The sequence below is a fragment of the Kitasatospora sp. NPDC101108 genome (assembly GCF_055584725.1).
Genome location: NZ_JBVJLM010000002.1, coordinates 596,710 through 620,084 on the forward strand (window position 1 = coordinate 596,710; position 23,375 = coordinate 620,084).

Below are 23,375 nucleotides of genomic sequence, written 5' to 3' on the forward strand. Positions count from 1 at the left end.
GCCCCGGGCAAAGGAGACCCCAACCAGGGGTCCCGAACCGGCAACGGCTCACCCGGCCCGGACGCGTACCGGGCCGGGCTGAGGCATGATCTCGACATGGCCATCGTCGCGGGGATAGACAGCTCGACCAGCCGCACCAGGATCGTCGCGTGCGACACCGACACCGGCGCCGTCCTTCGCTCCGGCAAAGCGCCGCACCCCGTCCCCGAGGACCAGGACCTGCGCCCCGGCGAGACCGACCCGCAGGTCTGGCTGCACTCGCTCGGCGACGCCGCGGCCGGCGGCCTGCTGGAGGGTGTCCGGGCGATCGGCGTCAGCGCGCAGCAGCACGGCATGATCGGCCTGGACGCGGGCGGCGTGCTGGTCCGGCCCGCGATCCTGTGGAACGACCCGCGCTCCAGCGGCGCCGCCGCCAAGCTGCTGGACGCCCTCGGCGGACCGGCCGCCTGGACCGCCGCGATCGGCGCGGTGCCCAGCCCGACGTACACCATCGCCAAGCTGCGCTGGCTGGCCGAGTTCGAGCCGGTCAACGCCCGCCGGGTCGCCGAGGTGCTGCTGCCGCACGACTGGCTGGTCTGGCAGCTGCTCGGCCACCCCAAGCGCCGCACCACCGACCGCGGCGACGCCTCCGGCACCGGCTACTGGTCCCCGATCACCGGCGAGTACCGGCAGGACCTGGTCGAGCTGGCGCTCGGCCACGAGCTCAGGCTGCCGGACGTGCTCGGCCCGGCCGAACCCGCCGGGCACACCCCCGAGGGCCTGCTGATCTCGGCCGGCACCGGCGACAACATGGCCGCCGCACTGGGCCTCGGCCTCGGCCCGGGCGACGCGGTGGTCTCGCTCGGCAGCGCCGGGACGATCTTCGCGGTGCACGAGAAGGCCGTGGTGGACGCCACCGGCCTGGTCTCCTCCTTCGCCGACGCGAGCGGCCGCCACCTGCCGATGGTCGCCACCCTCAACGCCGCCCAGGTGCTGCGCTCCACCGCCGCCATGCTCGGCGCGGACCTGGACGGGCTGAGCGACCTCGCCCTGCACTCCTCCCCCGGCGCCTACGGCCTGGTGCTGCTCCCGTACCTGGACGGCGAGCGCACCCCCGCGCTGCCGCACGCCGCCGGCACCCTGACCGGCCTGCGGGCCGAGGCGATGACCCCTCAGCACCTGGCCCGGGCCGCCGTCGAGGGCATGCTGTGCAACATCGCCGACGCCCTGGACGTGCTGCGCGCGCAGGGCGTCGAGATCAAGCGGGTGTTCCTGCTCGGCACGGCCGGCCGGCTGCCGGCCGTACGGCACGTCGCCCCGATGCTGTTCGGCGTCCCGGTCGTGGTGCCCCCGCCGGGTGCCCACGCCGCCCGCGGCGCCGCCCGGCAGGCCGCCTGGGCGCTGGCCGGCACCGCCGAGCCGCCGGAGTGGGAGCTGCCGGACGCCGAGACGGTGGAGCCCGAGGGCGAGCAGGACCTGGCGATCGGTTCGGCGGTGCGCCAGCAGTACCGCGCCGCCCGGGACCAGATCCACCCGGAAGCCGCCTCCGCGTAGGGCCCTGCCGTGCGGACCGGCCGCCACTCGCCCCCCGGACAGGGCACCGGCCGGGGGGCGACGCTGAAGATGCGTCACCCCGCGCACGGTGGCAGCGTGGGTCGGGACACGGCCACCGAGGCGAAGGGCGGCAGGATCCCATGGCCCTGCACAAGGGGACCGGCAGCGACCGCCGGCTGAGCGTCAATCCGTTGCTCGGCATCGCCGACCCGCTGGGCGCGATGGAACTCGCCCCACCGGTGCACCGGCTCGGCGAGGGCCCGGTCGCCGCCGACACCGCGTACCAGCTGATCCGCGACGAGCTGATGCTGGACGGCAGCGCCAAGCTCAACCTGGCGACCTTCGTCACCACCTCGATGGAGGTGCAGGCCACCCGGCTGATGACCGAGTGCCTGGACAAGAACATGATCGACAAGGACGAGTACCCGCAGACCGCCGAGCTGGAGCGGCGCTGCGTGGCCATCCTCGCCGACCTCTGGCACGCCCCCGACCCGGACACCGCGGTCGGCTGCTCCACCACCGGCTCCAGCGAGGCCTGCATGCTCGCCGGCATGGCGCTCAAGCGCCGCTGGATGCTCCGCAACGCCGAGCGCTACGCGGCCGGCGCCCGGCCCAACCTGGTGATGGGCGTCAACGTGCAGGTGTGCTGGGACAAGTTCTGCACCTTCTGGGAGATCGAGGCCCGCACCGCGCCGATGGAGGGCGAGCGCTTCCACCTCGGCGCCGAGCAGGCGGCCGCGCTGTGCGACGAGAACACCATCGGCGTGGTCGGCATCCTCGGCTCGACCTTCGACGGGTCGTACGAGCCGATCGCGGAGATCTGCGCGGCCCTGGACGAGCTCCAGGAGCGCACCGGCCTGGACATCCCGGTACACGTGGACGGCGCCTCCGGCGGCATGGTGGCGCCCTTCCTCGACCCGGACCTGGTCTGGGACTTCCGGCTCCCCCGGGTGCAGTCGATCAACACCTCCGGCCACAAGTACGGGCTGGTCTACCCCGGCGTCGGCTGGGCGCTGTGGCGGGACCACCAGGCGCTGCCCGAGGAGCTGGTGTTCAAGGTCAACTACCTGGGCGGCGAGATGCCGACCTTCGCGCTCAACTTCTCCCGGCCCGGCGCGCAGGTCGCGGCGCAGTACTACGTCTTCCTGCGGCTCGGCCGGGCGGGCTTCGAGGCGGTCCAGGGTGCCTGCCGGGAGGTCGCCACCTACCTGGCCGGGGAGATCGGGAAGCTGGACTGCTTCCGGCTGCTGACCCGCGGCGACCAGGTCCCGGTGTTCGCCTTCACCACCACCGAGGACGTGCCCTTCGACGTGTTCGACGTCTCGCGGCGGCTGCGCGAGCGCGGCTGGCAGGTGCCCGCGTACACCTTCCCGCCGGACCGGCAGGACCTGTCGGTGCTCCGGATCGTCTGCCGCAACGCCTTCACCCGGGACCTCGCCGACCTGCTGCTGGCCGACCTCCACCGGCTGCTGCCGGAGCTGCGGCGCCAGCCCGTCCCGCTCAAGGAGCTGGGGGTGCCGGCCAGCGCGGGCTTCCACCACTGAGCTGCGAGGCCGGGAGGACGGCCCGGGAACGCCGCGACGGGAGGGCGCAGGGAAAGCGCCCTCCCGCCGGGTGGTCCCGGTCGGTCGGGGCAGCCTCCCCCCGCGAGGCTGCCCCGACCGGTGGGGGTGTCCGGGACCCCGTGTCGGGCCGGCCCGGCCGACCGGCCGGTGCCCGAACGAAGCGGCCGGGGCTGCGAAAACGCCCGGCGAGGAGAACTCTGCACGACGAACAGGTGACTCTTCGACGATCCGGGGGGTTGTGAGACACTTCCGTCCGTCTCAACGCCATGACCTGGAGTTTGGGACACCGGGCCGCTGAGGTTGGAGAAGGGGAGACACCGAACGGCCGGACCGGGCGCGCGCACCCTCCCGCCCCCGTCCACCGTCGTCCCGTCTCGCGAGTCATGGAGGGCCGCATTGGCTTCCGCCTGGAAGGACCTGCCCGAGGAGCTGCCAGAGCCCGCCCGGCTGCTGGCGCAGGAGCTCCGGACGATCAAGGACGCCGCCGGACTCTCGCTCTCCGAACTGGCCGGCCGCACCCACTACAGCCGGGCCTCCTGGGAGCGCTGGCTGAACGGCAAGCGCGTGGTCACCGAGCAGGCGCTGGAAGCGCTGATCGGGGCGGTGGACTGCGACGCGGCGGCGCTGCGGCGGCTGTGGCGGCAGGCGACGGAGCGCGCCGCCGAGGCGAGCACCGTTGGGGCGAGCACCGCCGGGCCGGCCCTCACCGGGGCGCCCGCCGCCGCTGAGACCCCCGAAGAGGCGGCCACCGTCGAAGAGCCGGCCGCCGAGCCCGCCGACGGGGCGGTGTCCGGGGAGCCGGCGCCGACGGCCGAGGAGACTTCCGGCCCCGCCCCGGCCGAGCCCGCCCTCGTGTGGTGGCGGCGCCCGGTGGCGCTGGTCTCCGGCGCCGTGGTGCTGGCGTTGCTGCTGGCGCTGGTCGGCCTGCGGGTCAGCCGGCACGACGACGAGGCCTCGGCGGCCGACGCACCCACCCCGACCGCCCCGGCCGTGGCCAGGCCCGCCCCCTCCGACCCGCCGTGCCGGGCCGTCGGCTGCGCCCACAAGGACCCCAAGAGCACCGGCTGCGGCAAGGACGCCCGGACCCTGCAGACCCAGGTCATCGGCAAGGTCGTCGTCTACCTGCGGTACAGCCGGACCTGTCAGGCCGCCTGGGCGGCGATCACCGAGGGCGAGCCCAAGGACTACGCGGTGATCACCGACAGCACCGGGGACAGCGAGACCGCGATGATCCACTGGGGCTACGACAACTACTCGGCGATGCTGAACGCGGCCGACCCGTCGATCGGCTTCCAGGTCTGCGGCTTCCAGCCCGCCGGGCACGACTGCACCGCGACCGTCACCGACCTGGCCTCGGTGGTGGCCTCCACCCCGATCCCGATCGGCCCGGCCTCCCCGCCCCCGGGCGCCGGGGCCGCGGCGGCGACGCCCGGCGACTCGGCCACCCCCTCGCAGGCCACCCCCTCGCAGGCCGCGCCCTCGTCGGCACCGCCCAGCGACCAGCCGTCGCCCGGCCCGTCCACTCCGTAGGGCTCCTCTAGTCCAGATAGCCGCGCAGCTGCGCGGCGTAGGCGTGGTCGCGGAGCTTGACCAGCGTCTTGGACTCGATCTGGCGGATCCGCTCCCGCGTCACGCCGAACACCGCCCCGATCTCCTCCAGGGTGCGCGGGCGGCCGTCGTCCAGGCCGTAGCGGAGCTGGACGACCTGGCGCTCCCGCTCGCCCAGGGTGGCCAGCACCGCCTCCAGGTGCTGGCGCAGCAGCAGGAAGGTCGCGGACTCGGCGGGCGAGGCGGCGTCGGCGTCCTCGATCAGGTCGCCGAGCGCGACGTCGTCCTCCTCCCCCACCGGGGTGTGCAGCGAGATCGGCTCCTGGGCCAGCCGGAGCAGTTCGCGCACCCGCGCCTCGGTGAGCTCCAGGACGGCGGCGATGTCGGCCGGAGTCGGTTCCACGCCGCGTTCCTGCAGCAGGGCGCGCTGCACCCGGACCACCCGGTTGATCAGTTCGACCACGTGCACCGGCACCCGGATCGTCCGGGCCTGGTCGGCCAGCGCCCGGCTCATCGCCTGCCGGATCCACCAGGTCGCGTACGTCGAGAACTTGTAGCCGCGGGCGTAGTCGAACTTCTCCACCGCCCGGATCAGGCCGAGGTTGCCCTCCTGGACCAGGTCCAGCAGGGTCAGCCCGCGGCCGACGTAGCGCTTGGCGACGGACACCACCAGCCGCAGGTTCGCCTCGATCAGGCGGCGTTTGGCGATCCGGCCGAGGACCACCAGGGTGTCCAGCTCGCGGGCCAGCGGGTCGAGCGGCGGCGGATCGCCGTTCAGGCGCTCCTCGGCGAACAGGCCGGCCTCGATCCGGCGGGCCAGTTCGACCTCCTCGGCGGCGGTGAGGAGTCTGATCCGGCCGATCTCGCGCAGGTACTGGCGCAGCAGGTCGGCGGCCGGGCCGCCGCCCTCGGCGGGTACGGGCGGATCGTCGCCGCCTTCGTCGGCCTCCGGCCCGGCCTCCGGCTCCGGACTGTCGGGGTGGCCTTCCGGCAGCCCCTGGGCGGGGATCCGCGCGCCGTCCGGGGGCGTGGCCCCGGCCCGGCCGTGGTCCGTCCCCTGCTCCCGGGCCGGCGGTCCGGCGGGATCGGTTCCTCTGGTGGCGGTGGTCGCTGCGGCAGGGCCTCGGTCCACGGGCATCCCCTCGGGGCGGGCGCGACTCTGGCGGACCCGCGCTGTACGGAGGTGGGACGCCCTCCAGTGTGGGGTACGCCACGCTCCGTGGCCGAGACTCGTGCGCCGACTTTCTGCGCAGGACTTCCGTCGCTCCCCGGCACCACCGGGCCCGGCGGGCCTACAGCGCCGCCGCGCCCCGGCTGCGGAGCTGCTGCCCGTACTGCTGGAGCTGCCACAGTTCGGTCTGCACCGCGTGCAGCTGCTCGGCGTCGGCGCGGTGGCCGAGCCGCTGGAGGTAGCCGCGGACCTCGGTGATCCGGCGGTCGACGGCCAGCAGGCGCAGCTTGACCAGGAACTCGCCCGCGTAGACCGCGTCCGCCTTGCGCAGTGAGCGCACCGGCTCGACGGTCAGCTCGGTCACCAGCGAGCGCACCTGGTCGTCCGGGGCCGCCTCGCGCACCGCGCTGATGAAATCGGGCAGGGTCGCCCCGTACGCGGCGCCGCCGGCCTTGGCGATGGCCTGCCGGACGGCGGTGTACGGCGGCGTCGGGAACTCGTCCTCGCCGTAGTGGTCGAAGGCCGGGCTGACCAGGTCCGGGTGCTGGAGCGCCAGCTTGAGCAGCTCGCGCTCGACGAACTGGGCCGGGTCGCGCGGGTTGAGCCGGAACGCGGGCCGGGCCGGGCGCGCCACCGCGGCGGGCTGCTCGGGGCGCCGCTGCTGGCCGTTGCCGCGGGGGTTCTGCTGCTTCTCGCGCTCCCAGCGGGCCAGCTGGGAGATCCGGCGGACCACGAACTGCTCGTCACCGGGGTTCACGCCGAGCATGCCGGCCAGCCGGATCGCGTAGCCGTGGCGGATCGACGGGTCCTTGATCTTGGCGACGATCAGGGCCGCCTCCTCCATCGCGGCGGCCTGCCCCTCGGGCGTCTCCACCCGGTGCTTCGACACCGCCGTGTTCAGCGCGAACTCGAACAGCGGGACCGGGTTGTCGATCAGCTGCCGGACCGCCTCGTCGCCCTGGGCCAGCCGCAGCTCGCAGGGGTCCATGCCGCCCGGAGTGACCGCGATGGAGGTCTTGGCGGCGAACTTCTGGTCGTCCTCGAAGGCGCGCAGAGCGGCCTTCTGGCCGGCCGCGTCGCCGTCGAAGGTGAAGACCGTCTCGCCCCGGTACTGCGAGGTGTCCATCAGCAGCCGGCGGATGATCTTGATGTGGTCCTCGGCGAAGGCGGTGCCGCAGGTGGCCACCGCCGAGGTGACTCCGGCCAGGTGGCAGGCCATCACGTCGGTGTAGCCCTCGACCACCACCGCGCGGCCCGACTTGGCGATCTCCTTCTTCGCCAGGTCGATCCCGTACAGCACGTGGGACTTCTTGTAGATCGGCGTCTCGGGGGTGTTCAGGTACTTCGGACCGTTGTCGTCCTCGCGCAGCCGGCGGGCACCGAAGCCGACCACCTCGCCCGCGATGTCCCGGATCGGCCAGACCAGCCGGCCCCGGAAGCGGTCGATCAGACCGCCGCGCTGGCCCTGCGAGGCCAGGCCGCCCTGGAGGATCTCCTTGTCGGTGAAGCCCTTGCCGCGAAGGAAGCGGACCAGGTGCTCCCACCCCGCCGGGGCGTAGCCGACGCCGAAGGCCTTGGCGGCCTCCTCGTCGAAGCCGCGCTCCGCCAGGAAGCGGCGGCCGATCTCCGCCTCCGGCGAGGCCAGCTGCTCCTGGTACCAGGCCGCCGCCACCTTGTGCGCCTCGACCAGGCGGGTGCGCTCGCCCTGCTGGTGGCGGGGGCTGTAGCCACCCTCCTCGTAGCGCAGGGTGATGCCGGCCTGGGCGGCCATCCGCTCGACGGCCTCGGCGAAGGTGAAGTGCTCGATCTTCATCAGGAAGGCGATGGTGTCGCCGTTCTCCTGGCAGCCGAAGCAGTGGAAGACGCCCTTGGCGGGGTTGACGTAGAAGGAGGCGGACTTCTCGTCGTGGAAGGGGCAGACGCCCTTGTACTCGCCGCCGCCACCGTTGGTCAGCTGTACGTAGTCGCCGACCACCGCGTCGATCGGCAGTGCGCTGCGCACCGCCTGTACGTCTTCGTCCCTGATCCGCCCGGCCACCCCGGAAGTCTACTGGGGCGGCCGGGGTTTCGAGCCGGGGTCCGGGCCGGGGTCCGGGCCGGGGTCCGAACCGCGGGCTACGCCCAGGCGGCGCCGACCAGTCTGGCGTGCAGGGCGAGGGCCGAGGCGTCCGTGAGGGTGGCGATCTGGTCGACGACCGTACGCAGGGCGGCGCGGTCGTCCTCGGCCTCGTGGTACATCGCGGCGAACACCGGGTCCAGCCCCTCGGGCGCGCGCTGGGTCAGGACGTACGCCAGCTCGGCGATCACGATCCGCTGGCGGGCCCGCAGCTGGGCCTGCTCGTCGCGCATCATCACGAAGCGGACGGCGACCGCCTTGAGGACCGCGCACTCCAGCCGGACGCCCCTCGGCACCACCAGCTCGGCGGCGTAGCGGGTGAGCCGGCCGGGGCCGTAGCGGGCCCGGGTGGCCTGCTCGGCGGCCAGGCAGAAGCGGCCGATCAGCTGGCTGGTGAGGTCCTTGAGCCCGGCCCGGGCGCGCGCCGTGCCGTCGTAGGCCTGCGGCCACCAGTCCTGGGCGAGCAGCCGGTCCAGCGCGGCGGCCAGCTCCTCCGGCTCGGCGTCGGGGGCGTAGCGCTCGGCGACCTTGAACAGTTCCGCGCGCTCGCTGGGGGCGCGCAGCGCGGCCGGGTCGATGTGGCCGGCCTGGAGGCCGTCCTCGACGTCGTGGGTGGAGTAGGCCACGTCGTCGGACCAGTCCATGACGGTGGCCTCGAAGCACTTGCGACCGGTCGGGGAGCCGGCCCGCAGCCAGCGGAAGACCGGCAGGTCGTCGGCGTAGACGCCGTACTTGGGCGAGGCCGGGTCGACGGGGTGGGCGCCCTTGGTCCACGGGTACTTGGTGGCGGCGTCCAGGGCGGCCCTGGTCAGGTTGAGGCCGACGCTGCGGCCGGGCCAGGGGGCGAGCCGGGCGGCGGGCCGGTCCTCCTGGGGCGCGAAGCGCTTGGGTTCGAGCCGGGTGAGGATGCGCAGCGACTGGGCGTTGCCCTCGAAGCCGCCGCAGGCCTCGGCGGCCTGGTCGAGGGCCTCCTCGCCGGTGTGGCCGAAGGGCGGGTGGCCGATGTCGTGGGCCAGGCAGCCGGTCTCCACCAGGTCCGGGTCGCAGCCCAGCGCGGCGCCCAGTTCCCGCCCGACCTGGGCGCATTCGAGCGAGTGGGTCAGCCGGGTGCGCGGGAAGTCGCTGCGCATCGGGGCGACCACCTGGGTGGTGCCGGCCAGTCGGCGCAGCGCGGCGGAGTGCAGCACCCGGGCACGGTCGCGCTGGAAGGCGGTGCGGCCGGGGCGCTTGTCCGGTTCGGGGACCCAGCGGGCCTCGGCGGCGTGGTCGTACGGGATCGGGGCGGCGAGGCGGTGCGTGGTGTCATCCATATGGGGCTCACGGTACGCCGCGCCCCCGACACGCGGGGGGTGCCGCGCGCGAAGGAGTGCGGACCGGGGCGTGAACCGTGGGAGGCGCGCCGGTGTCCGCCGCAGCGAACCGCTCGTACCCGGACGGCCCCCTCCCGGAGCCGGAGCCGGAGCCGCCCGTCAGCTCCGGACGGCCTTCAGCACGACGCCGGCCACCGCCTCCTCGCCCTTGGCGTTGGGGTGGATCGGGGTGAGCCCGTGGGCCGGGAAGGGCGGCTCGATCCAGCGGGAGTCCTCCCCCGCGCACATGTCGTGCCCGGCCGAGGGCCCGGCGGTGTCCACGAACACCGCCCCGGCGGCCTCCGCGCGCTGCTTGAGCATCCCGTTGAGCTGCTGCTCCTTCTCGGCGAGGAAGCCGAGGTCCGCCGCCGCGATCGTGGTGCCCAGCACCGGTCGGCAGCTCACCGGGTCGGCCGGGAGCAGCGCCGGGTAGCCGACGACGTACACCCGGGCCTGCGGGGAACGGCGCTTGATCTCCCGGAGGACGTCGGCGACCTTGCCGCCGGCCTCGTCCACCCGGGCCCGCAGCTGGTCGGAGCCGCCCGAGGCGTAGCGTCCCCGGCAGGGCGCGACCGAGGCGCCCTCGCCGACCAGGTCCTTCACCGCGCCCACCAGGGTGTCCTTGGCACAGTCGGTGACGACCTGCATGAAGCCCGCGTCGTTACCGCCGATGCCCAGGGTGACCAGCCGGGTGGCCGGGGTCAGCGCGTCCAGCTGGGCCGGATTGGACCCGTCGGCGGTGCTCTGCGCGGCCTTCAGGTCCCCGGTGCGGGCGCCGCTGCAGCTGACGTCCCGGAACTGCCCGGGTGCCAGGGCGAGCGCCTTCGCCACCAGGGCGGGGTAGTTGATCCCGGAGCGGCCGCAGCCGCCCGGCTCGCCGACCTGCGGATCGATCTTCGGCCCGGCGGTGTAGGAGTCGCCGAGGGCCACGTACGGGCCGCTGGGCGGGGTGGGGGTCGGCGTCGGGGTGGCGGCCGCCGGGGCCCGGCCGGGCAGGGCGCCCGCGAAACCCCGGTCCGAACCGTCCGACCCGCCCCCGCCGCTGCACCCGGCCAGTCCGGCCAGCAGCAGGGCGGCGAGCCCGGCCGTCACGACGACGGTCGGGCGTGTGGTCCTCGGCATGGCATCCCCCCGGGGGTGCGAGTCACGGGCAGCTCCCTACGGCGACCCGTCCCCCGGGCACCGCCGGGTCCAACGTACGGGCGGCGCCGATGACTCCCGCCGGCGCCGCGCCTCTCGGGGAAACCGGCGCCCGCTACTCCGCGCCGCGCTCGTGCTCGGCCAGGAACTCCTCGAAGCGGCGCCCCAGCTCGTCGGCCGACGGCAGGTCCGCCGGCTCGGCCAGCAGGCTCTCCCGGCCCTCGGAGCCCGCAACCGCGTCGTACTGCCCCTCCATGCCGCGGATCGCCGAGCGCAACTCGCCGTCCCCCTGGGCCAGCTGCTCCTCGATGTCGGCGTACACCTCGCCGACCCGCTCGCGCAGCCGGGTGCCGGGCAGGACGAGGCCGGTCGCGGACTGCACCGCCTCCAGGATCAGCACGGCGGCGGCCGGGTAGGCCGAACGGGCCACGTAGTGCGGGACGTGCACGGCGAAGCCCAGCACGTCGTGCCCGGCCTCGGCGAGCCGGTACTCCAGCAGTGCCTGGGCGCTGCCCGGGACCTGCGCCTGCTCGAACCACTGCGGGTAGCCCGGCGCGAGGTCGAGCCGGTTACCGTGCGGCGTCAGCCCGACCGGGCGGGTGTGCGGCACGCCCATCGGGATGCCGTGGAAGTCCAGGCTGAGCCGGACCTCGAAGCGCTCGACCAGCGCGCGGACGGCGCGCGCGAAGCGCTCCCACTCGACGTCCGGCTCGGGGCCGGTGAGCAGCAGGAACGGGGCCCCGGCGGCGTCGCGGACCAGCTGCAGCAGGATCTCCGGCGGGTCGTAGGCCGTCCAGTGGTCGTGGTCGAAGACCATCGCGGGGCGGCGGGCCCGGTAGTCGACCAGCCGGTCGTGGTCGAAGCGGGCCACCACCTGCGGCGAGCCCGTCTCCAGCAGGTGGGCCACCACCTGGCCGCCGGCCTCGCCAGCGTCCATGAACCCCTCGAAGTGGTGGAGCAGCACCAGACCGGCGCCGGTGTCACGCAGCTCCGCGTTCGCCTCGGCGACGGCTGCCACGCCCCGCTCATCCAGCTCGTACAGCGCCTGGAAGTCTCGCACCGCGAACCCAACCCCGTTCTCTGCTCGTCCCGATCCGACCGGCTTCTCGTCCTGTCCAGCGTGCCGGGGCGCGCCGGAATTCCCGTTCCGGCCGACCGCTCGGCGCGCGACCCGCCCGACGACGCGGCCGGAGGCCGTCGCCGACCGCTCCGGACCATGATCGCACCGGAAGGAAAAGCCCCTGGTCACGGGTGTTCAACAGCCCGGTCCGGAGCGCGCGGTGGCGGCCCGCGCCGCCATTCGCGTGCCGCGAAGTGACGCACCGCGTTCTGGCGGGTATCGTCCTCTCGCTGCCTCGCATCGTCGCGTCGTCGTCACGTCGTCCGTAACGCCGTCGACCACGACCCGGATCGCTGCTCGGACAGCCACCCACGACGCATCTTGCCTTCACCTGGCCGCCTGCTTCCCTTCGCGCTCTCGTTTCCTCCTCGGCCATTTCGCGGACGCACACTGTCCCCTCGCTCTCCCCGCCGGACCGGTCCGAGGACCCGTGTCCGTTCCGGCACCACGCGCCGCCCGTTCCGGGCCGCCGCCCCCGCCCCGCCCGACCGGAATCCTCCGGCGCGCACGGGTACCCGGAGGCGGAAACCGGGCCGGGGCGAAGCCAGTCCCCCGCAGCCCGCGCCGCACCCCGGCGCGGGCCGCGCCCTACGACCGATGAAGGACCGAAGGTTCCGTGCCCGTACCTGTCATCCTCACCGGCCGCACCGTGCGGCTGGAGCCCCTCGCCGCGCACCACGCCGAGGCCATCGCCGAGGCCGGCGCCGAGGACCGTACGACCTACGCCTTCACCACCGTCCCGCACGGCCTGGAAGCGGCTCGCGACTACGTCGCGCGGGCCCTCGCCGACCAGGCCGCCGGACGGTCGATGGCGTTCGCGACGGTGAACGTCGCCGACGGCCGGGTGGTGGGCTCCACCCGGTTCCTGGAACTCGACTACTGGCAGGGCCCGCTGGTGTGGCCGCCCACGCCCGGCGTGCCGTTCGGCGATCCGGCGACGGCCGTCCCGGACGCCGCCGAGATCGGCAACACCTGGCTCTCGCCGCGCGCCCAGGGCACCGGCATCAACACCGAGGCCAAGCTGCTGATGCTCCGGCACGCCTTCGAGACCTGGGGCGTACAGCGGATCTCGCTGCGCGCGGACGCCCGCAACCTGCGCTCCCGGGCCGCGATCGAGCGGCTCGGCGCGACCTCCGAGGGGGTCCGCCGGGCGCACTCGCGCGGGCTGGACGGCGTGGTGCGCTCGACCGCGTTCTACTCGATCCTGGACTCCGAGTGGCCCGCCGTCCGGGACATCATCGAGCTGCGGATCGCCGCCGCCACCTCGCCGAGCGCCCCGGATCCGGCGATCAACCAGGAGTGTCTTAGACAGGGCGGCAGCGGCGCCGGGCAGCTGATGATCACGGCCTGAGGGGGGATCGTTCGCCGGTCGCGGCGGTCCTCAGGATCCAGCTCAGTGTGGTCAGGCCGTGGGGGTCCGTGGGCAGCACGGACCACCGGGGGTGGCTCGTTTCGACGGCCGCCGAAACCGGACGCCAGCCACCCCGGACCCTGGTGACCGCCACCTCCCAGACCGGGTGGCCGTCCCCGGGGCGGCAGATCCTGACCGAACCCTCGTGGGTGTGCACCGCCCAGCGGTGGTCCAGCGTGTCCGTGTGCCTCCCGGCCCGGATGCGCTGCCACTGTTCGTCGGTCCACTCCACGTCGGGGATGGGATGCGGGCGCGGAACCAGCATGTCCGCGCGACCCCGGCCGCCGGTGACGCCGCCCGGCTCCGGGAACGCCCAGCCGGGCAGCGGCTCGCGGGCGGCCATCCACCCGGCCGGGACGCCGCGCGTGCCGGTGCACGAGGCGACGACTCCCCCGGTGATCGCGGCCACGGTGTCCATGTCGCCACCGGGCGCGATCGCCTCCCACACGGCCGCCCGGTAGTCGGTCAGGTGGCGGGCCGCGCACCAGAGGGCGTACGGGACGGTGTCGACGGCGGAGGTCCGGCTGCCGTTGCCGAGCACCTCCGCGGCGGCCAGCGGGTCCGGTTCGGCGATCAGCAGGCGGACCGCTTCGTCCAGGCCGTCGTGGACGGCACCGGACGGAGTGAAGTGCCGGACCCGTTCGAGGAAGGTGACCGGCGTCATCCGCGTTCCCCGGCCCACCTGGACGGCGAAGGCCGCCGCCACGGCGACGGCGATCGCGCCGTCCACGGCCTGCGGGTGGGTATGGGTGATCACCGCCGTACGGGCGGCCAGCCGGACGACCTCGTCCAGGTCGTCCGCGTACGCCGCCCCCAGCGGGGCGACCCGCATCGCGGCGCCGTTGCCGTACGAGCCCCGGCCGTCGAAGAGACCGGCGGCCAGCGTCTCCGCGTCGCCGCCCTCGCGGATCAGCCGGAGCATCCGGTTGGCGGCCGGACCGTAGCCGCGGTCGAAGTCGTGGCGGAGGGCGAAGGCGTGGGTGAGGTCGAAGGTGTCGATGCTGCCGCGCTCGCGCTGGGCGGCGTACACCGAGCAGGCCATCTCGGTGTCGTCGGTCCACGGCCAGGGGCCGGGCGGGTCGGTGCGGGTGGTGAAGTGGGCCCGGGCGGTTTCCGGGACGAAGAACTGGGCGCCGAGGGCGTCACCGACGGAGAGGCCGTTGAGCGCGTCGAGCGCCGGGCCGTTGGGTTCGGTCATCATGTGGGATCGAGTTCAGCCGGTCGGCGGCGGTCCCGTCAACCTGCGCAGCGTCAACCTCCGCGCCGAGGGGCCCCTGACGAGGGACGTTTCGCATACCGCCGATCCGGGCGGGCAGCACCCGGGTATGACCCGCGCGAACCCGCTCGACCCCGTCGCCCTGCTCGGCGCCGACCAGCAGCACATCGCCACCCGGGCGCAGCTGCGCCGGCTCGGCGTGCCCTCCGGCACGATCGCCCACCGGCTGCGGCCGGGCGGGCCCTGGCAGCAGGTGCTGCCGCGGGTGATCTGCCTGCAGAGCGGAAGATTGACGGTGCATCAGAAACTGCGGGCCGCCCTCGCGTACGCGAGCCCGAAGGGGCGGCAGCCGCAGCCCGGTGAGGTGCTGCTGACCGGGTTCACGGTGCTGGCGGAGGCCGGGCTGCCGAGCGCCGGGCACCCGGCCGACCTGACCGAGGTCGATGTACTGATCCCGACCCAACGCCGGGTCGGGAACCGGGAGTTCGTCCGGGTGCACCGGGCGTCCGGGGCGATGCCGGGCGGCTTCGAGCGGGACGACGGGCTGTGGAGCGCCACGGTCGCACGGGCACTGGCGGACGTGGCGCCGCGGGAGACCGGGCCGCGCCGGTTCCGGGCGCTGTGCGCCGAGGCGGTGCAGCGGCGGCACTGCGAACTCGGCGAACTGCTGGACCAGTTGCTCGCCCGGCCGGGGGCGCTGGCGCAGCCGCAGGTGGCCCGGGTGGTGGAGGACCTGACCGCCGGGGTGCGCTCGGTGGTCGAGGGCGAGGCCCGCGAGGTGCTCGCCCACGCGGGCCTGCCGGAGCCGCTGTGGAACCCGGTGCTCTTCCTGGACGGCCGGTTCCTCGCCGTACCGGACGCCTACTGGCCGCACGCGTGCGTGGCCCTGGAGATCGACTCCCGCGCCTACCACCTGCGCCCGGCCGACCACGAACGCGGCCTGGCCCGCGCCAACCGCCTCACCGCCGCCGGCCTGCCGGTGGTGCGCACCACGCCGGTCCAGCTCCGACGCGACCCGGCACCGGTGCTGCACGAGCTGACCGCCCTGGTCACCACCGGCCCGCACGGCCCGCACGGCCGGATCAGCTGGCGCCGGGCGCGGTGAACTCACCGCAGTGTCAGGCGTGCTGGGCCCCGGCCGCCTCGGCGGCGGCCACCACCCGCTGGAGTTCGGCGAGGTGGGCGGCGAGCGCGGCGCGACCCTCCCGGGTGGCGGGCCTGCCGGTTCAGCAGCGCGGGTCGATCTCCTGGAAGGTCGCGTAGTGGTCCGGGGACCAGTACTGCTCGCCGGAGCCGCCGGTGACGACCCGGCGGGTGCCGCGGTCGTTGGAGCCCGGGGTGACCACGGTGAACTCGTGGTAGTAGCCGTTGCCCTTCTTCGGCAGGCGGCTCTCGCGGTTCTCGAAGACGATGCCGTCCCGGTTGTACGGGTAGGGGCCGTTCTTGGCGATCAGGGCGAGGGTGTCCTGGGCCTGGCTGGGCAGTTTGGTGCGGCAGACGTCGGCCAGCGCCGGGTCGGCGGGCGTCCAGGCGCCGCTCGGGGAGTTCGGGGCGGAGGGGCCTGCGGCCGGCGCGGACGGCTTGGGGGCCGAGGGCTTGGGGGCCGAGGAGCCCGCGGCGGCGGTGGAGCTCGCGGCGGCCTTGGGGTGGCTGCTGCCGCCCTTGCCGGCGAGCAGGTACCCGACCCCGGCGAGCACGGCCAGGATCAGGACGGCCACGACGACGAGCGGGCTCTTGCTTCTGGTCATGCGGTCCAGCTTGGCAGGCGCCCGGGCCCGGACGGCCGTGGCACACACATGACGGACGCCACAACGACGTACGGCCGGGCGGGAACGGACGCCGTTGTCCGTTCCCGCCCGGCCGTGTCACGTACGCCGGTTCTCCTGCGCCGAGCTCCGGTGTACGCCCTCCCGACGGGAGGGGAAGCGGTCAGTCGTACCCGCGCGTGAGTAGGGGATGCCTACCCTCTCAACGCGAGTCGCTGCCCGCCGACTCGATGGCGGCGCGGCCTGCCTCCAGGCGCGCCACCGGGATGCGGAAGGGGGAGCAGGAGACGTAGTCCAGCCCCACCTCGTGGAAGAAGTGGACCGAGTCCGGGTCACCGCCGTGCTCGCCGCAGACGCCGAGCTTGAGGTCCGGGCGGGTGGCCCGGCCGGCCTCGACGGCGTGCCTGACGAGCGAGCCGACGCCGTCGCGGTCGATGGTCTCGAACGGGGAGACCCCGAAGATGCCCTTCTCCAGGTAGGCGGTGAAGAACGAGGCCTCCACGTCGTCCCGGGAGAAGCCCCAGACCGTCTGGGTCAGGTCGTTGGTGCCGAAGGAGAAGAACTCGGCGGCCTCGGCGATCTGACCGGCGGTCACCGCGGCGCGCGGCAGCTCGATCATGGTGCCGAGCTTGATGTCCAGCGTGACGCCGGTGGACCGGGCGACCTCGGCGAGCACCCGCTCGCACTCGTCGCGGACCAGCTCCAGCTCCTGGACGGTGCCGACCAGCGGGATCATCACCTCGGGGCGCGGGTCCCCGCCGGCCAGCTTGCGCTCGGCCGCGGCCTCGGCGATGGCCCGGACCTGCATGCCGAACAGGCCGGGGATGACCAGGCCGAGGCGCACGCCGCGCAGGCCCAGCATCGGGTTCTGCTCGTGCAGCTTGTGCACCGCCTGGAGCAGGCGCAGGTCGTTCTCGTTCGGGTCCTTGCGGGCCTCGGCGAGGGCGACGCGCACCGACAGCTCGGTGATGTCGGGCAGGAACTCGTGCAGCGGGGGGTCGAGCAGGCGGACGGTGACGGGCAGGCCGTCCATCGCCTGGAAGAGCTCCAGGAAGTCGCCCTTCTGCAGCGGCAGCAGGGTGGAGAGGGCGAGCTCGCGGTCCTTGTCGTTGTCCGCGAGGATCAGGTGCTCGACCTCCTTGCGGCGCTCCTCACCGAGGAACATGTGCTCGGTGCGGCACAGGCCGATGCCCTGGGCGCCGTAGCGGCGGGCGCGCGAGCCGTCCTCGGCGTTGTCGGCGTTGGCGCGCACCGCGAGGCGGCGGCGGCCGTCGGCGTGCGACATCAGCCGGTGGACGGCCTGGACCAGTCCGCCCTGGACGTCGGCGCCGGCGTGCAGGGTGCCCTCGAAGTACTCGACCACGGGGGACGGCAGCACGGGTACCTCGCCGAGGTAGACCTTGCCGCTGGCGCCGTCGATCGAGACGACGTCGCCCTCGTGGACCACCAGGCCGTCGGCGGTGGTGAACTTGCGGCCCTTGGTGTCGACCTCCAGCTCCTCGGCGCCGCAGACACAGGTCTTGCCCATGCCGCGGGCGACGACGGCGGCGTGCGAGGTCTTGCCGCCGCGCGAGGTGAGGATGCCCTCGGCGGCGATCATGCCGTCCAGGTCGTCCGGGTTGGTCTCGCGGCGGACCAGGATGACCTTCTCGCCGGAGCGGGACCACTTGACGGCGGTGTAGGAGTCGAAGACGACCTTGCCGATGGCGGCGCCGGGCGAGGCGGCCAGGCCCCAGCCGATCTGCTTGGACTCGGCGGTCGGGGCGAAGCGCGGGAACATCAGCTGGGCCAGCTGGCCGCCGGTGACGCGCATCAGGGCCTCGTCCAGGTCGATCAGGCCCTGGTCGACCAGCTGGACGGCGATCCGGAAGGCGGCCGCGGCGGTGCGCTTGCCGACGCGGGTCTGCAGCATCCAGAGCTTGCCGCGCTCGATGGTGAACTCGATGTCGCAGAGGTCGCGGTAGTGGTTCTCCAGCGTCTGCATGATCGCCATCAGCTCGTCGTACGACTTCTTGTCGAGCTTCTCCAGCTCGGACAGCTGCAGCGTGTTGCGGATGCCGGCGACGACGTCCTCGCCCTGGGCGTTGGACAGGTAGTCGCCGTAGACGCCCTGGGTGCCGGTGGAGGGGTCGCGGGTGAAGGCGACGCCGGTGCCGGAGTCCTCGCCGAGGTTGCCGAAGACCATGGTGCAGACGTTGACCGCGGTGCCCAGGTCGTTCGGGATGCGCTCCTGGCGGCGGTACAGCCGGGCGCGGTCGCCGTTCCAGGAGTGGAAGACGGCGTGGATGGCGAGGTCCATCTGCTCGCGCGGGTCCTGCGGGAAGGCCCGGCCGGTCTCGCGCTCGACGATGCCCTTGAACACCTCGACCAGTTCCCGGAGGTCGGAAGCGTCCAGGTCCAGGTCGTTGGCGGTGCCCTTGGCGTGCTTGGCCTCGTCCAGGGCCTCCTCGAACAGCTCGCCGTCGACGCCCAGCACGGTCTTGCCGAACATCTGGACCAGGCGGCGGTAGGAGTCCCAGGCGAAGCGCTCGTTGCCGGACTGGGCGGCGAGGCCGACCACCGAGGCGTCGGAGAGGCCGATGTTGAGGACGGTGTCCATCATGCCGGGCATGGAGAACTTCGCACCGGAACGGACGGAGACCAGGAGCGGGTTGTCGGCCTGGCCGAGCTTCTTGCCCATCTCCTGTTCGAGGGCGTCCAGATGGGCGCTGATCTCCTCGTGCAGCGAGGTGGGCTCGCTACCCGTCTCCAGGAAGACCTTGCAGGCCTCGGTGGTGATGGTGAACCCGGGAGGGACAGGGAGCCCCAGATTGGTCATCTCGGCCAGGTTCGCGCCCTTGCCGCCAAGAAGATCCTTGAGGTCCTTGTTTCCTTCGGTGAAGGAGTAAACAAACTTCTGCTGGGACGGCACGGGTCGGTCTCCTCGTACGCGGTTGCCCTGACGCCGGAGAACATACCCATTTCGAAGGCACTTCTCTGCCCTGAATAGGCCACACGAGGCCGGTACCGAGGGGTAACCCGCTAGATCGAATGCACATAAAGGCGTTCACCTCTGTTGGTGAAATCGTCCCCCTGACGCGAGGTGGCGTTCAAGTCTTGAAGACAACGACACGGGAAGATCGCCCGATCCGGACGCTGGGTAGCGGCCGTGGGTCGCCCGCGTTGCCCCGGCTTGATTTCCTGCAACCGGATCGGCCGATCCGCGGTGAACCGGCTTCGGGAAGCGATCCACCCTCGACCTGTCCATTTCGTCCACTGACCCGCCGTCAGCCCCGGCCGCGTGTGGCAAGCGTCACCAGCCCGCCTCCCGGCTCGAACGTAGGGCGCCTGCGCCAATCGTCGCACTGTGTCCAGAACCGTGCTCACCGAGTGAGGTCGATGGGCCGAAAAGGAGCCCTCTTGTCCAGGATGGACAAGAGGGCTGCGACCTGGTGGCCAGGGGGCCCGAAGGGCCCATTTAGCCGCTTCGGCTAGATCATCCGCCGGAGGTGTCCGATTCGGCGTCCTCGCCCGGACGGGCGCAGTCGTACGGATCGTCCAACCAGCCCTCGGGCAGGACGACCCGGCCGTTGCCGCTGGTGCGACCGCGCGGGCCGTCCGCACCGATCGGCCAGGTCTGGGTCTGCTCCACCTGGTCGAGGGTTTCGGCCAGTTCGGCCAGCGAGGAGGAGTTCGCGAGCTTCACCCGCAGCTCGGAGCCGACCGAGAAGCCCTTGGTGTACCAGGCGACGTGCTTGCGGAAGTCGATGACGCCGCGGGTCTCGTCCCCCAGCCACTCGCCGAGCAGCTGGGCGTGGCGCACCATCGCCCGGGCCACGTAGCCGAAGTCGGGACGGGCGTAGTCGACGTCGCCCTCGAAGATCGACACCAGGTCCTTGAACAGCCACGGCCGGCCCAGGCAGCCGCGGCCCACCACGACGCCGTCGCAGCCGGTCCCGCGCATCATCCGCAGCGCGTCGTCGGCCGACCAGATGTCCCCGTTGCCCAGCACCGGCACGTGGGCCGGGACGGCCTCGCGCAGCCGGGCGATCGCCGACCAGTCGGCCGTCCCCCCGTAGTGCTGGGCGGCGGTGCGGCCGTGCAGGGCGATCGCCGCCACGCCCTCCTCGGCGCCGATCCGGCCGGCGTCCAGGTAGGTGAGGTGGTCGTCGTCGATGCCCTTGCGCATCTTCATGGTCACCGGAAGGTCGCCGGCGTTGGCGACGGCCTCGCGCAGGATCTCGCGCAGCAGGTTGCGCTTGTACGGCAGCGCCGAGCCGCCGCCCTTACGGGTGACCTTGGGGACGGGGCAGCCGAAGTTGAGGTCGATGTGGTCGGCCAGGCCCTCGTCCGCGATCATCCGGGCCGCCTTGCCGACGGTCGCCGGGTCCACCCCGTAGAGCTGGATCGAGCGCGGCTTCTCGCTCGGGTCGAACTTGATCAGCTGCATGGTCTTGGCGTTGCGCTCGACCAGCGCCCGGGTGGTGATCATCTCCGAGACGTACAGCCCCTTGCCGCCGCTCTGCTCCCGGCACAGGGTGCGGAACGGGGCGTTGGTGATGCCGGCCATCGGCGCCAGCACGACGGGCGGCCAGACCTGGATCGGGCCGATGTCCAGCGGCGCGAACTCGGTCTCGGGCGCGGTGGGTGCGGGCGTGGCTGTCATGCGCGGCTGACCTCGGGTAGGGGGACGGGACTCTCCATTGTCCCCCACCCGGGTGAGCGGCCGCCGCCCCGGCCGCGGGGCGGCCCGCTACGGAGCCGGATTGATCGCGAGCGAGCCCGAGGTGACCTCGGCGTGGATGGTGTCCGGGCTCGTCGCGTCCGCCAGCGCCGGGTCGATCTGGCCGCTGCCGCTGCCGACGTCGCTGGAGAAGGAGTAGCGGCTGTTCCTCGGCACGCTCACGATCACCGAGCCGGAGGTCGCCCGGGCGTCCACCGCGTGCGGGGCCTTGGCGAAGTGCAGCTCCACCGAGCCCGAGCCGGTCGCCGCGGTCACCCGCGGGGCCCGCAGGCCGGTACCCAGCAGCTCACCGGAGCCGCTCCGCGCCCACACCTCGCCCGAGGTGCCCACCAGCGACAGCTGCCCGGAGGTCAGCTCCATCCGCACGCTCCCGCTCAGGCCCTCCACCGACACCGAGCCCGAGCCCACCGACCCGGTCACCTCGGTCGCGGCGGGCACCTCCAGATCGATCTCGGCGCCGCAGCCGAAGTCGGAGAACGGCAGCAGCACCTGCCGGCAGCGCATCCCGACGGTGAGCACGTCGCCGACGACGGTGCTCGACACCACCGGCTTGCGGACCGTCCAGTCCAGCCGCTGCGTGACCACCACGCGGCCCTCCCGGCCCGCGTGCACCCGCACCGCGGCGCTGCCGGTCTCCAGCCTGAGCTGGTGGACCACCACGTCGTACGGCTTGGTCGAGGTGGTCTGCTGGTGCACCACCAGCGACCAGGTCTGCAGCCCCGCGGCGAGCATCACCAGGACGACCGCGAGCGTCCCGGTGACCCGCCAGGCCTTCGCGCCGTCCACGGCTACCCGACCTCCAGGAACCGCAGCACGGCCATCACCCGGCGGTGGCTGTCGTCGGCCTGCGGGAGGTCCAGCTTGGTGAAGATCGAGTTGATGTGCTTGGCCACCGCGCTGTCGCTGACCACCAGCGCCGCCGCGATGGCCGCGTTGGAACGCCCCTCCGCCATCAGCGCCAGCACGTTCCGCTCGCGCGGGGTCAGCCGCTCCAGCGGATCCCGGTGGCGGCGCACCAGCAGCTGGGCCACCACCTCCGGGTCCAGCGCGGTGCCGCCCTCGGCGACCCGCTGCAACGCGTCCACGAAGTCGTCCACGTTGGCCACCCGCTGCTTGAGCAGGTAGCCGACGCCGCTGGTGTTGGTCGCCAGCAGATCCGCGGCGTAACGCTCCTCCACGAACTGGGAGAGCAGCAGCACCGCGACCTCCGGCCACTGCCGGCGGATCACCATCGCCGCCTTGACGCCCTCGTCCGAGAAGCCCGGAGGCATCCGGACGTCCGCGACCACCACCCCCGGGCGGTGCTCCTCAACGGCGGCCAGCAGTTCCTCGGCGTCCCCGACGGCGGCCACCACCTCGTATCCCACCGCCTCCAGGACCTTGACCAGGCCGACCCTCAGCAGGACCGAGTCCTCGGCGATCACAGCACGCACGGCAACTCCACGGTGATGGTGGTGGGACCCCCGAGGGGGCTGAGAACGGACAGCGTGCCGTCGACCGAGGCCGCGCGCTTGCGCAGACCGGTGAGCCCGGTGCCGCGCGAGGGGTCCGCGCCGCCCACGCCGTCGTCGCTGATGATCAGGCGCAGCCGGTCGCCGATGGTGCGCACCGACACGTCGACCTGCTCGGCCCTGGCGTGCTTGGCCACATTGGTGAGCGCCTCGGAGACGGTGAAGTAGGCGACCGCCTCGACCGTCGGGGCGATCTGCCCGGACAGCTCGACGTCCAGGCGCACCGGCAGCGGGGCACGGGCGGCGATCCCGGACAGCGCCGCGTCCAGACCGCGGTCCTCCAGGACGGCCGGGTGCAGGCCGCGGACCAGGTCGCGCAGCTCGTCGATGGCCGCCTGGGCCTCCTCGTGCGCCTCCACGATCACCTGCATCACCTCCGGCGGCACGTCCTTGAGGGTGCGCCGGGCCAGGCCCAGGTTCATCGCGAGGGAGGTCAGGCGCTGCTGGGCGCCGTCGTGCAGGTCGCGCTCGATCCGGCGGCGCTCGGCGTCCACCGCGTCGACCAGGCCGGCCCGGCTCTCCGCGATCTCCTCGACCCGCTGCTCCAACTGCTCCGCCCGGTTGGGACCGAGCAGCCGCCGCGCCGCCCACACCTCCAGCCAGGCCGACAGACCCGCCAGCCAGGGGGCCGCCGCCGCCAGCCCCAGGCCGGCGACGGTGAGACCGAGCAGCACGGGCCACTCCCCGCGCAGCCCGCTGGCGGGCGGCATCAGCCAGCTCCAGCCGAACACCGTGCTCAGCACCAGGGCCGCGCCCCAGGCGTACACCGTCGCCAGCGCGCAGAGCGCCAACAGCGGGCCGACCGCCAGGTGGTACACGGCCTGCCGCCAGGTCACGACCAGGCGCAGCCGGTCCAGCAGCCGGCTCGGGGACTCCCCGGGGCGCGGCGGCGGCACCTCCACCCCGTACAGGGAGCGCAGCCGGCCGCGCTGGGCGGCGGTCAGCGGGCGGGTGCAGACCAGCGCCGCCGCGAGGACCGGGAACAGCAGCTTGGATTCGGTGACGGCCAGCCAGACCGGCACGGCCATGGGCATTCCGGCGGCCGTGAACCGGGTGTCCCGCCAGGCCGCGGCCGACCACGGTGGCCGCCGGAGGCTCCTGACGAGCGCTCGGCGCAACGTGGTGGAGGGCATGCCGGACAGCGTAGGGCCCGGTGATCAACGTCCACCATGAAGGGGGGTACCGGGCGGGGGTGTAGCTGGATAC

General features: G+C 73.6%; 17 protein-coding genes. 5 read left to right on the plus strand and 12 right to left on the minus strand.

All coding sequences use genetic code 11. From position 1 onward, the window contains the following. Window positions 1-96: 96 nt before the first annotated feature. The 3 genes from ACZ6Z8_RS07560 to ACZ6Z8_RS07570 all read left to right on the plus strand — a co-directional run bounded on the left by ACZ6Z8_RS07560 (window position 97) and on the right by ACZ6Z8_RS07570 (window position 4,628). A complete protein-coding gene (locus ACZ6Z8_RS07560) occupies window positions 97-1,533 on the plus strand; it encodes an FGGY family carbohydrate kinase (protein WP_465607244.1) in 1,437 nt (478 codons plus the stop codon). A gap of 140 nt (window positions 1,534-1,673) precedes the next feature. Further along, a complete protein-coding gene (locus ACZ6Z8_RS07565; RefSeq protein WP_465607245.1) occupies window positions 1,674-3,077 on the plus strand; it encodes a glutamate decarboxylase in 1,404 nt (467 codons plus the stop codon). Between the two features lie 417 nt (window positions 3,078-3,494). Next, window positions 3,495-4,628 carry a helix-turn-helix domain-containing protein gene (locus ACZ6Z8_RS07570; protein WP_465607247.1) on the plus strand — a complete coding sequence of 378 codons (1,134 nt, stop codon included), beginning with the start codon at window positions 3,495-3,497 and terminating at the stop codon, window positions 4,626-4,628. Window positions 4,629-4,635: 7 nt separating this feature from the next. Here the strand turns inward: ACZ6Z8_RS07570 and ACZ6Z8_RS07575 are convergent, their stop codons facing one another. The 5 genes from ACZ6Z8_RS07575 to ACZ6Z8_RS07595 all read right to left on the minus strand — a co-directional run bounded on the left by ACZ6Z8_RS07575 (window position 4,636) and on the right by ACZ6Z8_RS07595 (window position 11,482). Next, window positions 4,636-5,784 carry an RNA polymerase sigma factor gene (locus ACZ6Z8_RS07575; RefSeq protein WP_465607249.1) on the minus strand — a complete coding sequence of 383 codons (1,149 nt, stop codon included), beginning with the start codon at window positions 5,782-5,784 and terminating at the stop codon, window positions 4,636-4,638. 154 nt (window positions 5,785-5,938) lie between these two features. Next, window positions 5,939-7,855: a DNA primase gene (dnaG, locus tag ACZ6Z8_RS07580; protein ID WP_465607250.1), complete on the minus strand. Its 1,917-nt coding sequence runs from the start codon at window positions 7,853-7,855 to the stop codon at window positions 5,939-5,941. A gap of 77 nt (window positions 7,856-7,932) precedes the next feature. Further along, complete coding sequence (locus ACZ6Z8_RS07585; protein WP_465607252.1) at window positions 7,933-9,243, minus strand: deoxyguanosinetriphosphate triphosphohydrolase; 1,311 nt, start codon at window positions 9,241-9,243, stop codon at window positions 7,933-7,935. A 159-nt stretch (window positions 9,244-9,402) separates the two neighbouring features. Further along, complete coding sequence (locus ACZ6Z8_RS07590) at window positions 9,403-10,404, minus strand: SGNH/GDSL hydrolase family protein (RefSeq protein WP_465607254.1); 1,002 nt, start codon at window positions 10,402-10,404, stop codon at window positions 9,403-9,405. 133 nt (window positions 10,405-10,537) lie between these two features. Further along, on the minus strand, window positions 10,538-11,482 hold the full coding sequence (locus ACZ6Z8_RS07595; protein WP_402816108.1) for a PAC2 family protein: 945 nt from the start codon (window positions 11,480-11,482) through the stop codon (window positions 10,538-10,540). Window positions 11,483-12,158: 676 nt separating this feature from the next. Here ACZ6Z8_RS07595 and ACZ6Z8_RS07600 point away from each other — a divergent pair. Beyond that, window positions 12,159-12,893 (plus strand): GNAT family N-acetyltransferase, encoded by a 735-nt coding sequence (locus tag ACZ6Z8_RS07600; protein ID WP_465607256.1) that lies wholly within the window; start codon window positions 12,159-12,161, stop codon window positions 12,891-12,893. On the opposite strand, the gene ACZ6Z8_RS07605 is transcribed toward ACZ6Z8_RS07600, so the two are convergent. Then, complete coding sequence (locus ACZ6Z8_RS07605; RefSeq protein ID WP_465607257.1) at window positions 12,883-14,154, minus strand: ADP-ribosylglycohydrolase family protein; 1,272 nt, start codon at window positions 14,152-14,154, stop codon at window positions 12,883-12,885. The two genes, ACZ6Z8_RS07600 and ACZ6Z8_RS07605, sit on opposite strands and share 11 nt — an antisense overlap. Before the next feature lie 124 nt (window positions 14,155-14,278). On the opposite strand from ACZ6Z8_RS07605, the gene ACZ6Z8_RS07610 reads away from it, so the two are divergent. Then, complete coding sequence (locus ACZ6Z8_RS07610; RefSeq protein ID WP_465607259.1) at window positions 14,279-15,274, plus strand: hypothetical protein; 996 nt, start codon at window positions 14,279-14,281, stop codon at window positions 15,272-15,274. A 121-nt stretch (window positions 15,275-15,395) separates the two neighbouring features. Here the strand turns inward: ACZ6Z8_RS07610 and ACZ6Z8_RS07615 are convergent, their stop codons facing one another. The 6 genes from ACZ6Z8_RS07615 to ACZ6Z8_RS07640 form a co-directional block, all read right to left on the minus strand. Next, window positions 15,396-15,917 (minus strand): ribonuclease, encoded by a 522-nt coding sequence (locus ACZ6Z8_RS07615; RefSeq protein ID WP_465607261.1) that lies wholly within the window; start codon window positions 15,915-15,917, stop codon window positions 15,396-15,398. Window positions 15,918-16,137: 220 nt separating this feature from the next. Then, window positions 16,138-18,846: a pyruvate, phosphate dikinase gene (ppdK, locus tag ACZ6Z8_RS07620; protein ID WP_465607263.1), complete on the minus strand. Its 2,709-nt coding sequence runs from the start codon at window positions 18,844-18,846 to the stop codon at window positions 16,138-16,140. Window positions 18,847-19,410: 564 nt separating this feature from the next. Further along, a complete protein-coding gene (gene dusB / locus ACZ6Z8_RS07625) occupies window positions 19,411-20,580 on the minus strand; it encodes a tRNA dihydrouridine synthase DusB (protein WP_465607265.1) in 1,170 nt (389 codons plus the stop codon). 87 nt (window positions 20,581-20,667) lie between these two features. Continuing rightward, window positions 20,668-21,444, minus strand: coding sequence for a DUF4097 family beta strand repeat-containing protein (locus ACZ6Z8_RS07630; protein WP_465607266.1), 777 nt, complete (start codon window positions 21,442-21,444; stop codon window positions 20,668-20,670). A gap of 2 nt (window positions 21,445-21,446) precedes the next feature. After that, window positions 21,447-22,091, minus strand: a complete 645-nt coding sequence (locus tag ACZ6Z8_RS07635) for a response regulator (protein ID WP_465607268.1) — start codon at window positions 22,089-22,091, stop codon at window positions 21,447-21,449. Beyond that, a complete protein-coding gene (locus ACZ6Z8_RS07640) occupies window positions 22,079-23,302 on the minus strand; it encodes a sensor histidine kinase (protein WP_465607270.1) in 1,224 nt (407 codons plus the stop codon). The genes ACZ6Z8_RS07635 and ACZ6Z8_RS07640 overlap by 13 nt, the downstream gene beginning before the upstream one ends. Window positions 23,303-23,375 lie beyond the last annotated feature (73 nt).